This is a genomic window from Actinomadura sp. HBU206391, from assembly GCF_014323665.1.
Taxonomy (GTDB): domain Bacteria; phylum Actinomycetota; class Actinomycetes; order Streptosporangiales; family Streptosporangiaceae; genus Actinomadura_C.
On sequence record NZ_JABVEB010000012.1, the window covers coordinates 77,320 to 89,647 of the forward strand.

General features: G+C 70.1%; 13 protein-coding genes. 5 read left to right on the top strand and 8 right to left on the bottom strand.

What is annotated here, in order from left to right; all coding sequences use genetic code 11:
- Positions 1-43: 43 nt before the first annotated feature.
- Both HKK72_RS07915 and HKK72_RS07920 read left to right on the top strand, forming a co-directional pair.
- On the top strand, positions 44-1,678 hold the full coding sequence (locus HKK72_RS07915) for a cellulase family glycosylhydrolase (protein WP_187233600.1): 1,635 nt from the start codon (positions 44-46) through the stop codon (positions 1,676-1,678).
- A gap of 138 nt (positions 1,679-1,816) precedes the next feature.
- Positions 1,817-2,455 carry an SIMPL domain-containing protein gene (locus tag HKK72_RS07920; protein WP_187233601.1) on the top strand — a complete coding sequence of 213 codons (639 nt, stop codon included), beginning with the start codon at positions 1,817-1,819 and terminating at the stop codon, positions 2,453-2,455.
- On the opposite strand, the gene HKK72_RS07925 is transcribed toward HKK72_RS07920, so the two are convergent.
- Positions 2,442-3,350 carry a hypothetical protein gene (locus HKK72_RS07925; protein WP_187233602.1) on the bottom strand — a complete coding sequence of 303 codons (909 nt, stop codon included), beginning with the start codon at positions 3,348-3,350 and terminating at the stop codon, positions 2,442-2,444. The two genes, HKK72_RS07920 and HKK72_RS07925, sit on opposite strands and share 14 nt — an antisense overlap.
- A complete protein-coding gene (locus HKK72_RS07930) occupies positions 3,347-3,853 on the bottom strand; it encodes a sigma-70 family RNA polymerase sigma factor (protein WP_187233603.1) in 507 nt (168 codons plus the stop codon). The genes HKK72_RS07925 and HKK72_RS07930 overlap by 4 nt, the downstream gene beginning before the upstream one ends.
- A gap of 368 nt (positions 3,854-4,221) precedes the next feature.
- On the opposite strand from HKK72_RS07930, the gene HKK72_RS07935 reads away from it, so the two are divergent.
- Complete coding sequence (locus HKK72_RS07935) at positions 4,222-4,932, top strand: hypothetical protein (protein ID WP_187233604.1); 711 nt, start codon at positions 4,222-4,224, stop codon at positions 4,930-4,932.
- A 30-nt stretch (positions 4,933-4,962) separates the two neighbouring features.
- On the opposite strand, the gene HKK72_RS07940 is transcribed toward HKK72_RS07935, so the two are convergent.
- Positions 4,963-5,574, bottom strand: a complete 612-nt coding sequence (locus tag HKK72_RS07940; RefSeq protein WP_187233605.1) for a TetR/AcrR family transcriptional regulator — start codon at positions 5,572-5,574, stop codon at positions 4,963-4,965.
- A gap of 191 nt (positions 5,575-5,765) precedes the next feature.
- On the opposite strand from HKK72_RS07940, the gene HKK72_RS07945 reads away from it, so the two are divergent.
- The gene (locus tag HKK72_RS07945; RefSeq protein ID WP_222720469.1) at positions 5,766-6,518 is read left to right on the top strand and encodes a siderophore-interacting protein; all 753 of its coding nucleotides are present in this window, start codon (positions 5,766-5,768) and stop codon (positions 6,516-6,518) included.
- A gap of 7 nt (positions 6,519-6,525) precedes the next feature.
- On the opposite strand, the gene HKK72_RS07950 is transcribed toward HKK72_RS07945, so the two are convergent.
- A complete protein-coding gene (locus HKK72_RS07950) occupies positions 6,526-7,644 on the bottom strand; it encodes a hypothetical protein (RefSeq protein ID WP_187233606.1) in 1,119 nt (372 codons plus the stop codon).
- Between the two features lie 153 nt (positions 7,645-7,797).
- Here HKK72_RS07950 and HKK72_RS07955 point away from each other — a divergent pair, with 153 nt between their 5' ends.
- Complete coding sequence (locus tag HKK72_RS07955) at positions 7,798-8,256, top strand: DUF5990 family protein (protein ID WP_187233607.1); 459 nt, start codon at positions 7,798-7,800, stop codon at positions 8,254-8,256.
- A gap of 55 nt (positions 8,257-8,311) precedes the next feature.
- Here HKK72_RS07955 and HKK72_RS07960 read toward each other — a convergent pair whose 3' ends face one another.
- From HKK72_RS07960 to HKK72_RS07975, 4 genes are all read right to left on the bottom strand, one after another.
- On the bottom strand, positions 8,312-8,947 hold the full coding sequence (locus HKK72_RS07960; RefSeq protein WP_187233608.1) for a DUF4232 domain-containing protein: 636 nt from the start codon (positions 8,945-8,947) through the stop codon (positions 8,312-8,314).
- 131 nt (positions 8,948-9,078) lie between these two features.
- Positions 9,079-10,965, bottom strand: a complete 1,887-nt coding sequence (locus HKK72_RS07965) for a tetratricopeptide repeat protein (RefSeq protein WP_187233609.1) — start codon at positions 10,963-10,965, stop codon at positions 9,079-9,081.
- A gap of 127 nt (positions 10,966-11,092) precedes the next feature.
- Positions 11,093-11,911: a class I SAM-dependent methyltransferase gene (locus HKK72_RS07970; protein WP_187233610.1), complete on the bottom strand. Its 819-nt coding sequence runs from the start codon at positions 11,909-11,911 to the stop codon at positions 11,093-11,095.
- 150 nt (positions 11,912-12,061) lie between these two features.
- Positions 12,062-12,328 (bottom strand): tetratricopeptide repeat protein (locus HKK72_RS07975; protein WP_222720470.1); only part of this gene is annotated, 267 nt, incomplete at its 5' end.

Consider the following 12,328-nt stretch of genomic DNA (forward strand, 5'->3'; position numbering starts at 1 on the left):
CAGCCCGCAGGTGTCCTTTCACACGGCTCTTCTGAGGTAGATCATGAAAAGAGGACTCGCGGTCGCGGGTACTGCACTTCTCGCCCTCCTCGTCTCCATGCTCGTCTCCGTACAACCGGCGCATGCCGCGGTGGGCCTGCGCGTCAGCGGCGGACGGGTCGTCGAGGCCAACGGCAGCGCGTTCGTGATGCGCGGCGTCAGCCACCCGCACGCCTGGTATTCCAGCCAGACCGGATCGTTCGCGGACATCAAGTCCCTCGGCGCCAACACCGTGCGGGTGGTGCTGAGCGGCGGCCGCTGGACCGCCAACACCTCCAGTGACGTGGCCAACGTCATCTCGTTGTGCAAGCAGAACCGGCTCATGTGCGTGCTGGAGAACCACGACACCACCGGGTACGGGGAGCAGAGCGGCGCCTACACGCTCGATCAGGCCGTCGACCACTGGATCGGTCTGCAGAGCGTGCTCACCGGCCAGGAGAACCACGTCATCATCAACATCGGCAACGAGCCGTTCGGCAACAACAGCGTGACGCCGGGCTGGCAGGCCGCCACGACGAGCGCGATCACGCGGTTGCGCAATGCCGGGTTCCAGCACCTGATCATGGTGGACGCGCCGAACTGGGGTCAGGACTGGGCGTTCACCATGCGGGACAGCGCCACCAGCGTCTTCAACAGTGACCCGCAGCGCAACACGGTCTTCTCGATCCACATGTACGGCGTCTTCGACACGGCAGCCGAGGTCACCGACTATCTGAACAGGTTCCAGACCGCAGGCCTGCCGCTGGTGGTGGGCGAGTTCGGGCACGACCACTCCGACGGCAACCCGGACGAGGACACGATCATGTCGCAGGCGCAGTCCCGCGGCATCGGTTACATCGGCTGGTCATGGAGCGGGAACGGCGGTGGCGTCGAGTACCTCGACATGGTGACCAACTTCAACGTCGGCAGCCTCACCTCGTGGGGGCAGCGCATCTTCAACGGAGCCAACGGCATCAGGCAGACGGCGCGCGAGGCCACCATCTACGGCGGCTCGTCGGCGGACACGACGCCGCCCACCACGCCCGGCACGCCGACCGCTTCGAACGTGACCTCGAGCGGCGCCACCCTGAGCTGGTCGGCGTCGACCGACTCGGGCGGCAGCGGGCTCGCCGGCTACAACGTCTACCGGGAGCAGGGCCCGACCGACCCGCAGCTCGGTCAGTCCACCACGAACTCGATCACTCTGACCGGCCTGAGCGCGAGCACGCAGTATCAGGTCTACGTTCGCGCGAGGGACGGGGCCGGCAACCTGTCCGGCAACTCCAGCCCGGTGACCTTCACCACCACGTCGGGCGGTGGCGGTGGCGGTGGCACGTGCCGGGTGACCTTCAGCGCGAGTCCCTGGGGGGCCGGTCAGGGCGGGTTCACCGCGTACGTCACGATCACCAACACCGGTACGTCGGCCGTCAGCGGCTGGTCGCTCGCGTTCGCGCTGCCCTCCGGGCATGCCTTCCAGCAGGGCTGGTCGGCCACCTGGGCGCCCAGCGCGCAGAACCTGACCGCGACGAACCTGTCGTGGAACGGCGCTCTCCCCGCGAACGGCGGCTCGACGCAGATCGGCTTCAACGGCACCTGGTCCGGCACCTTCACCCGGCCGCTGTCGTTCACGCTGAACGGTTCGGCCTGCACGATCACCTGACCCGCGGGGTGAATCCGCCGCCTGAATCCGGCGCCTGATCCACGACCGGCCGGTCCGGCGGGCGTCCGCTCCAGTGGCGGACGCCCGCGCGGCCGACGCACGGCCGTACATGTCCTGAGAAATGGTTAGATCGTCGGCATGCAGATGGTGGAACGGCCGTGGGGTGTGGCCGCCTACGGCGCGGCGAACGCGAAGGCCGCGCCCGACCTCGCACGGATCAGGTTCCGCGTGATCCGGCTGGAACAGACGCCGTCGCAGGCGTTCGCCTCGGCCAGTGACGCGGTGCGCTCCGTACGGCGGACACTGCGCGATCACGGGGTGTCCGACGCGGCCGTCGAGCGGTCACATTTCGGGCTCACGAGTTCGTGGGAGTACGGGACGCCCCGCAAGTTCCTCGGTTATGAGTGCAAAGCGTCGTTCGTCGTCGAGTCCGGGGCGCTCGATGAGGTGCAGTCCCTCCTCGTGGACCTGGTGGCGGCCGGAGCGAACGAGATCGTGGCCGTCGACTTCGACGTGGCGGGGAAGGCCGACCTGCGGGCGGAGGCCCGGCGGCGGGCGGTCGGCGCCGCTCGGCGCAAGGCCGAGTTGTACGCCGAGGCCGCCGGGGTGCGGCTGGGTGCCGTACTGCACATCGACGATGTCGACCCCGAGCAGGTCCGCTTCGAGCGTTACCGGGGGCACGGCGGGGGTGATGAGGCGTCACCCGAGGATCTGGCGCCCGGTCACGTCGTCGTGTCGGCGGCAGTGATCCTCGGATTCTCGATCAGCCGCGACTGACGCGGGCGGGGAAGGTGACCAGGGCGGGCGCTTTCTCCCCATGGGGGAATTGACCCGGCTCGTCTACCACGCTCACGTTGGTGATCACTCTCCAGTGGCGGACATTCCACGAGTTGTTGGGACCGTCGACGTAAGTGCCCCCAGCGCCGTGGTAGGTGCGTGCGTCGTGGGAGAAGTATTCGTGGTAGCTGCCGCCGAGGCTGTTCCTCTTGCTGAGCCTGATGGACGGCCGGCCGAGGGGATCCTTGACGTTCCGGATGATGCGCTCTCCGGGAACCATGGTCATCGCCTGGAAAACCGCCAGCACCCTTTCGGGAGAGGTCAGAGGGTTCGCGGCGACGCTCTCGAGGATGCCGACGGCCTGGTCGTCCCTGGGTTCGCCGTTGGTCCGGCCCGAGTTGATGGCCTTCGCGGCCAGGCTGCGGGCGCGGGCGAGCATCTGGGTGGGGTCGCTCGGGAAGGTCCTGACGTCGTACTCGGGATCGATGTGACGCGTCGGCTGCTGCATCAGCCGGAACTTTCCGTCGCCGTCCGGAAAAGCGTCGTACATGGGCCCTGGACGGATTGGAACCCACCTGTACACAGTCTTATTCTCTTTCTCGCCGTTGGTTTCGGAGAAGCTGCGTTCCTTGACGAAGTAGTACTGATCGAGCCGCGGGCCGGGGGTGGCGGACGGCGTGGCGGCCGGCCGGCGCGGCGGCTCCGGTGCCACCACCATGGACACGGCGATCACAGCGGCCACCGTCATGGCGGCGAGGAGGGGAACGGCGAGAAAGGGCAGCCCGCGCCACCTGCGGCGCCCCGCGATGGCCTTCTCCCACGCCTCCCGGCTGGGCTCGATCGTGTTCGCCTTCGCGTGCAATGCCGCTCGCAGTCGCTCCTCTACGTCCGTCATCGCTTCTCCTCCAGCGTCCGGGTCAGCGCGGCGATGCCACGGCTGGTGTGCGTCTTCACGGTGCCGGTCGAAACGCCCATCGCCTCGGCTATCTCCTGCTCGCTCAGGTCATGCCAATACCGGAGCGTCAGGGCTTCGCGCTGTCGCGCGGGCAACTGCGCCAGCGCGGCCAGGACCTCCCGATGATCTTCATGGAGCAGCGCCGTCTGCTCGGACGATGCCTCCTGCTGTACGGCCGGTGCGCGCAGCCTGGCGACACGCAGGTGCCGATGCCGGTTGCGCACCAGGTTGCAGACGGTGGCTCGCAGGTACGGGAGCGCCGCCTGCGGATCCCGCAGCTTTCGCTGTCGCCGGTGCAGCCGCGCGAACGCCTCCTGCGCGACGTCCTCCGGATCGTCGGCCCCGAGCAGTGCCGCCAGGCGGACCATACGCGTGAAGTGTCCCCGGTACAGCTCGGCCACGAGCGGCTCCGGCGCGGCGGCCGTGTCACGTGCGGTGCCCATCACGACTGTAAGACACCTTCCGGCCGACGAGGTTGACAGCGTCCGGCCGCTATTTCGGGTGTCGTCGGGGGCTGGGCGCTCCTCGTGAAGTCCATGTCCAACCGGTGCCGGGCCATGGGTTTGGGCGGATATCGACTTTGGTCTAGGCGGAGTGGCTCTCCGGCCGACGCCTCGGCAGGGCCGGATCGGACAGGCTCATGTGCAGGCCCGGTCACGCACACGCGGCGGGAGGGTGAGAGGGGGTCCTGCGCGGGCCGGACGCGGGCCGCGTGAACGCATGGACCGCACCAGCCGCAATCCATGAACCGCACCGGTCGCACAGCCGGGCGAGCCGAATGAGCCGATGAGCCGCGAGAGGAAGTCTGCCGATGAAGCCGGGTAAGGGGACGAAGGGCGACGCGACCGTCGTCGCCGAGCCGATGGAGGAGCAGATCCTCGTCTGGGTGCTCTTCCCCGTGCTCGGCGCCGGCGCCGGGTGGCTGATCAAGCTCATGGCGGGCTGGCTGGCGGACCTTCCGTTCGCGCCGTTCCAACGGGGCCTGGAGTTCCTGGCGTCCTCGCCCGAGCCCGAGGCCACGCTCGGTTCTCTCGTGGTGGGCGGTCTCGCGGGGCTCGCGTTCGCCGGTGTCGCCGCGTGGGAGCGGCTCACCGTCACCGTCACCGGTGATGCGGTCGCGTTGCGATCCCGCGGCACTACCCAGGAGGTCACGCGAGCGTCGGTCAGCGCCGTGTTCCATGACGAGAAGCGGCTGGTGCTGCTCGGCACGGTGACCGAGGAGCTGGTGAGGGAGGGCTCCGACCTGAAGGCCGACCGGCTCAGGGACGCCTTCCTGCGCCATGGATATCCGTGGCAAGAGGGCGGTGACCCGTACGCCGGCGACTACCGGCGCTGGGTCGAGGACCTACCCGGTCTGCCGTCGGGGGCCAACGCGCTGCTCAAGGCACGCGGACGAGCGCTCGAAAGAAGCGATACCGACGATGCGCGGCAGCTCCGCACGGAGCTGGCCGGCCTCGGCGTCGTCGTACGCGACGAGAAGAAGCATCAGTTCTGGCGGCTCACCGACCAGTTCCCGCGCTGACCTGGCCGGCGCTGACCGGGCCGACGCCGGTCAGCCCGCCGGGGGCGGCGGGAGCGGTTTGAGGATCGCGACGAGGATGTCGTCGGCCCGGTCGATGACCTGTGCGGTGTCGTACCCACGGGCGAGTGAGGTCTCCATCATTCCGTGGAGGCCGTGGAGGATGAAGTCGACGCTGAACTCCACGTTGGTGACGGCGAGCCGGCCCGACCGGGCCCCCTCCTCGACCAGTGCGAGAAGTTCGGCCCTGATGGGTCCGAGCTGGTCGTCCTCCCCGCCCCCGGCCTCGTGGAACAGCAGGGAGACCAGCCGGGCGTTGGCCATGCCGAACGCGAACATGCCGCCGATGAAACGGCGCACCCGGTCGATCGCCGGAGCGTCAGGTTCCGATGACGATCGCCGTCCGGCGTCGACCGTCTGGTCGGTGTAGCGCGCGCGCAACGCCGTGAGTATCTGGGCCTTCGACGCGAAGTACTCGTAGACGGTCCCTTTGCCGAGCCCGGCCTCGGCGGCGATGGCGTCGATCGTCGCGTCGAGCCCGTCCCGCAGGAACACACGGGCCGCCGCGTCCAGGATCTGCGCGGGTCGCTGGGCCGGCGCACGCCCTGCTCGTGCGCGCTTGGGGATCGCTGGAGAGTCCTTCATCGCGCTTGCAGCATAGACCCCGTCTTGACAACCGACCAGCAGTCGGTAAGCCTGAGGACGTTACCGACCGACGGTCGGTCGGTTGATAAATCGGCCACCTCGGCGGGCGGGTCCCGCAGGACCTTCCCGTCCGTCCTCGGCAAGTACCTCTTCATCTCCTCCCTCTTCATTTCCGCGAATCAGGAGCAGGCGTGCGACATCCACTGGAGCTGGTCTTCATCCGAGGCGTCGTCGAAGAGATCGAGCCGATCACCAGCCGAATGCGGCGGATCCGCATCGCGAGCGGGCAACTGCGCGACGTGCACTGGTCTCCGGGACAACACGTGCGGCTCACCGTCACGCCGCCCACTCGCTGGCTGCGCGATCCCCGCGACGCCCGCAGGAGCTACTCGGTCTGGCATCTGGATCGCGAGCACGGAAACCTGGATCTGTGCGTCCTCGACCACGGCGAGGGGCCGGGTGCGCAGTGGGCCAAGACGGCGTACGTCGGCCGGCCGGTCACCATGTCACGTCCGGAAGGCCGCCTCACCCTGCGCGAAGCGCCGTACCACCTGTTCGCCGGCGACGAGACCGCGGCGGTCGCCTTCGGGGCGATGCTGCGGGCCCTCCCGGCCGACGCCGCGGTGCACGGAGTTCTGGAGACCGACGCCCCTGACGGCGAGGTGCCGCTGCCCCGGCCGCACCGGCTGCCGTGGATACACCGGGGGGACGACGACGCTGACGCCGAGACCGAGAACGCGCGGCCGGCCGCTGCCGAGCGGACACCGCTCGTCGAGGCGGTCCGGGCGCTTCGGCTACCGCGACGACCGGGCATCGCCTATCTGGCCGGGCACGCGTCCGACTGCCAGGCCGTCCAACGGCACCTGCTGCACGAACGCGGCTGGTCCCGCCGCGACATCGTCGTGAAGCCCTTCTGGGCACCGGGCAAACGCGGCCTCGAGTAGCGGCCCGCTATCGGACGCCGGCGCGAAGCCGCAGGCGTGAGGAGCCGAAGGCGAGAAAATCACGAGCCAAGCCCCACTGGTGCATCACGACGAAGACCGAATGATCCTCGTGTTCGGCCCGTGTGCTCGGCCATTCCCAGTCGTAGGGGTCGCGTAGGTTGACCCGCGTCGTGACCTCGTAACGCCACGGTGCGCCTGGCTCGTTCGATGGCCATACCGTGACCTGGCCGGTCTGGTTGTAGTTGATACCGCCCAGGGCTCGCCACCAGTCGTCGCTGTCCTTCTTCTTGTCCCGCTGCGTCCAGTGGTCCCACGACGTGTTGACCGGAAAGGTGACCGGCTCGGTGGTTCTGGAAGCGCGGGCCCTCTTGATCGCTAGACGTCCGAGCGCGGCCTGGTCCTCGGCGACGTCGGCGGCGAAGCCGGGCACGTCTGCGAGAAACCGATCGACGTCCTGTCGCAGTGGGGTTCCGCTGTTGCCGAGGAAGTGCAGCAAGTTGCGGGAGGCGTGCGGACTGGACTTCTGAGCGAGCTTGGCCACGTCCCAGAGCGTCGCGTGGAGGCTGAACAGACCGGGAAGCATGAACGGATCAGCCTGGTCGAGGTGCCACGGCCCAGAACCGCCGTCCTGTCTGGTGAATGCCGGTTGCGTCGGCTCCCTGACGGTCAGTCCGCTGACCGGAGCACCGAGCGGCGAGCCGGGTTGAGGGCCGCCCGCAGCGATCATCGGAGGGAACATCTCCTGCTCGCTCGGACGGCTCCATCGATAGCGCGCGATCGCATCGGTCCAGCGAAGATCCTCCGGGGCTGTCGCCGCCGGGGAGCCGCCGGCCGCCGGACCCTGCCGTGCCGCGGCCGCGGTCGGAGCCGCGGTCGGCATCACGGTCGGGCCTCCGGTCGGGACAGCGGCGGGGATCGTGGCGCGCACCGGGGCGGGAGCGGCGGTTCGGCAGGGGGCCTCCGGCTGCGCGACCCCGCACACGGCGGACCCGATCCCGTTGGCGACCGTAAGGCCGACCCCCGACTGGACGATCGCCCCGGCGAGGGCCGCGACCAGCATCGTCGCGGCGAGATAGCCGGTCGCGCCCTCACCTCCGTCGCCACGCCGGTGAGCGCCGAGGACCATGGCCGCACAGTAGCCATCGGTTCAACCGGGCCGTCAGGGCCCAAAGACCCAACGGAGGCCTCAACCTCGACCTCGGACTCCGCCGCGGACCTCGACCAGTAGGGTCCTGGGCCGCTCGGAACCGCGGCGCGCGGGACGGAGGATGATGGCCGCGTGGACATTCGTATCGAGGCCTCGGATCTGCCGGGTCGTACGTGCGGCCCGGGTGGCGACTTCCCGGGCTACACCGACATCCACGTCGGCGTCCAGCGACGGGAACGACCCGGCGAACTGCTCGACCTGCACGCCGGCGACGCGCCCTCGGCGGTCTGGACGTTGGAGTGCGCCACGGCCCCGGGCCCGGCCGGCACCGACATCAAGGGCCGGTACATCCAGGGGCGTCCCGGCGGGCGGTTCATCTACCTGTCCTGGGGCTCGGTGGACGATGCCGGAGGCTTCCACATGTTCCGGCGGGCGAAACTGATGCTGGACGGCATCGATGCGGACGTGATCGAGGCCGCGGTGCGCTCGGGGCTGCTGCTCGCGCGGCTCGGGCTCACCGACGGGAAAGGGCAGCCGCTGTGCGCCGCCGTGCGGCCACCGGTCGTCGAGTGGTCCGCAGGCTCTTCCTGACGGGAGCCACAGAGACCGACGAACCCCTGCGACTCCGTCGTCCGGCGTCCGGCGTTCAGCCGGCCGGCGGTGTGGTCCAGGCGCTCACCGCAAGGCGGCCGGTGGTGCCCAGATCGATGCCGCCGTCGGGTGTCACCGTCTGCGCCGGTCGCCCGCCGCCCGGAGCGATCTCCAGCCGCCGGCCGGTCATGGCCGGCACCTCGATGTCCGCCACCGTGTTCCGCCATACCACCACCGCCGCAAGGTGCTCGCCTGGCGCTGCCGTCACTCGCCGCGGGGGGCCGTCGAACCGCTCGATGCGGGAGATCTTCGCCGTCCCGTCGAGCACCGCGACGTCGAGCGGCCGGAGCCCGTCATCGAGCACCCGGACGGCCGGGTAGCCCCGCACGGTGTAGGGCTTGGTGCCGGCGTTGAGCAGATCGATGCGCATGGCCCGCAGACCCATGGCGGTGTCGACCGGCCCTGCCGTGATGGTGACCTCGGGTGCCGCGCTCGGGGTGGGCGCCGGGGTGGGTGCGGCGGTCGGCGTGGAGCCGCCCTGGCTCGGCGGTGCGGAGGAACAGGCGCTCAGCATGGCCACGGTGGCGAGCAGCAGACTCGCGTGGGTGAAAGCCGTGCGACGAGGCAGGGCGCGACGAGGCAGGGCGCGACGAGGCAGGGCGCGACGAGCCAGGGCGGGTGGCGTACTCACCCGGTAATCCTCCCGGACCCGGGCACGCCTTGCGACGTGGGCATGTCGTCCTCAGCCGACGGACCGACGCGCCGATCGCCGGGCTCGCCTCGGCCGGCCTGCTTCCCCCGAACCGCCGAAGCCGATCGTGCTCATGGCCGGTCCGCCCGTCGCGATCGAGGTGTCGCGTGCGAGATGGCCGAGTACGGCAGCGCATCATCTGAGTTGTCAGGCGTCGGTTCGGAGCCGGCGAGCAGCCGGCTCAAGGCGGGATTGTCGATGTCCGCGCCGAGCAGCCGGGCGGACGCGAGCGCCGACTCGTCGCCGAGGCGGAATCGGTGCAGGTGGGCCCGCACCACGAGCTCACGCATGTCACAGCGCGCGGCCAGCGACGCCAGGGTGGCGACGAGCGGTCTGGCCCGGTCCGGCTCATCGTGGTCCAGCGAGACGGTGATCGCGGAGTCGAGCACGTGTGCGTGCACCCATTGGTAGCGGTCGGTCACCCGATTGGATCGGACCGCCGCCTCGGTCAGCCATACCGTGGCGGCGACGTGATCGCCCCGGTCTGTATTCAGCAGGCCGAGACCGCGTGCGGCCATGCCCTCCCAGCAGGGGTCGTTGAGCTGGCACGCGAGCGTCCAGGCCTGTTCGAGCCCGTCGGCCGCGCCGTCGTGGTCGCCGGCGTACAGGTCGAGTTCGGCGCGCAGGGTCTGCGGCCAGGGCAGGAACGCCATCCAGCGCTGGCTGTGGACCAGCTCCAGAGAGCGCTCCAGGGCGGCGGCGGCCTGGCTGCGCTCGGCGCGCAGGAGGTGCGCGCGGCCCAGAAGCGACAGCGACCACGCCTGCTGCCGATGATCGGCGCAATGCCCGGCCCGCTCGACCGACTCTTCGAGGTGTGCGAAGGCGGCCGGATAATCGCCGAGGTCGGACGCGTTCATGCCACGAACCCCGAGAACGGCGGCGAGTTCCTCGTGGGTCTCGGCCAGTGCCTGGGCCTTTGCCAGCCAGGACTCGGCCGTCTTGCGCCGACCGGCCTGTACCTCGACGAATCCCAGTTCCCGGTGGGCCGTCACCGCGGTGGCGCGGTCGCCCGCGCGGGTGGCCAGCAGTATCGCCTCGTGCAGGACCACCGACCCCTCCTCGTCCCGGCCCCGCAACGCATGGACGAGCGCGCCGCCCAAGGCGGCCAGCGCACGACCGTGCAACGCGGTGTCCCGACAGGCGGCCGCTTCGGCCACGGCCCGGCGCAGGCACTGGAGGCCGGCGTCGACCGCACCGGCCGCGATGGCTGCGCGGCCCGCGTCCAACTGGCTGGACGCCGCCGCCCGACCGCTCAACGGCAGGGTCATGGGGGAACCCGAACCCGCGGTCGCCGCCTCACGAAGCGTCGCGGAGGCTTCGACACCGAGTTCACGTCGCAGGGTGTCCTCGCACATCGCGACCTGCCGCAGTGCCGCGGTTCGATCACCTGTCGCCACCAGGCTCCGTACGAGCAGCTCGTGATTGCCCTGCTCGAGCGGGTTGCGAGCCACCGCGCGGGCGGCGTACGCGATCGCATCCTCTGCGTTGCCGCCCGCCAGAAGGGCGACCGCCGCCTGGCGCAGTCGCGCCTCGACCGTGGCCGAGACCCGGTGTCGCTCCACCAGCAACCATGACTCGAACTCGGGGCTCGCCGCCAGGTGCAGGCCTTCCAGCAGTTCACCGTGAAGGTCGAGAAGCGGCGCGGGGTCGGCGAACTCCTCCGTGGGCAGGTGGACATCGACCATCACCTCGTCCCCGAACGCCGTGACGACGGGGTCTCCGCTGAGCACGAACGTTATGCCGAGAGCCCGGCGCAGCTCGGCGAGCGTCCACCGCAGCGCTCCGAGCGGATCGTCGGCGTCGGCGAAGAGCAGCTCGGCCAGGCGCCTGCGGCTCGGCGGACGCTCCGCCAGCAGCACATAGCCGAGCAGGGCCCACGCCTTCCGGCCCCGTGGTGACCGGGCGGGCCGGCCATCCCGTTCGATGACCGGCGGCCCGAGCAGCCGGATCGTCAACATGCCGCTGACATGACGTCACCTCTTCAGCGACATCCTCGCCGAACGCGACGTCGCCGGGGAGACCCCATTCCCGCCGGGAATCCCGCCGGAACTCATGGCGGATTTCACGGCGGCATTCAGGGCCCGCTCATCCGCGCAGGACGCCGACCGCTTCGAGGTACTCCGCCGGCGCGGCGACCGTACCGTCGTCGGCGCGGTTGTACTCCCGGGCGACCTCGGCCAGATCTTCGGAGAACCGGTCCAGATCCTGATCGGACAGATTGCCGGCCAACCTGGTGATGGGCCCGTAGAACCGGCGGAACCACTCGGAGAAGTGTGCGGGCGAGTGGTATCGGAACACGTACTTCCGGTTGGTGAGGCCGACCCACTCCACCCGCTCGCCGAAGAGCTCGGACAGGTGCTCCGGGGTACCCCACAACGTCGGGGGGCGCGTTCCCGCCGGCGGCGGCGCCCAGCCGCCCACCGTCTTGAACAAGCGGCCGATCATGCCGCTCGGCGTCCAGCAGGCAAGCGCGATCTTTCCTCCCACGGCCGTCACCCGGACCAGTTCGTCGGCGGCTCGCTGATGATCCGGTGCGAACATCACACCCACCGTGCTCAGCGTCAGGTCGAAGGAGTCGTCGGGGAACGGCAGCCGCTCCGCGTCGCCTTCGACGAAGGTCACCGCCAGGTGCTCGGCCGCAGCCCGCTCCCGGCCCTGCGCCAGAAGGTTGGTGGCGTAGTCGACGCCTGTGGCCTCGGTGAACCGCCGGGCCGCCGCGATCGCCGCGTTACCCTGTCCGCACGCCACATCGAGAACCCGCCGGCCGGCCCGTACGTCCGCCGCCTCCACCAGCAGCTCGGCGATGATCTGGAGCGTGTTGCCGACTCGTGGGTAATCGCCGGTCTCCCACCCCGCCCGCTGTGTCTTCTTGATCGACTCGAAGTCGATGGCCGTACCCGTCATTGACGTCCTCCTCGGATAGCACCGTCGGCGGGGGGTGACCATCAACGAACACCGCGACCGTGTGACGGTCCGTGTGATGTGAAGGAGCGGGGGAGGTGAGGGCCCGGTGAGGCGTCGGTGGGTCCGCTGGCTCCACCGCAGGAATGAGGGTCAGGACGGCCTTGTCAGCTCGGCCAGCTCGCGGCTCGTCTCGACGGTGAGGCTGTAGGTGTCGCCGAGAGTGCGCTTCATGACCTCCAGGAGGTCGCCGAACATCACCTCCGCCTCGGCCCGGCGGCCTTGTGCGGCGATCGCGCGTGCCATCGTGGTGCCGGTACGCAGCGTCAGGGGGTGCTCGCCGCCGAGGACACGGCGTTCGATCTCCAGGATCTCGCGGCACATCCGCTCGGCCTCCTCGTGGCGGCCTTCCTTGCCGAT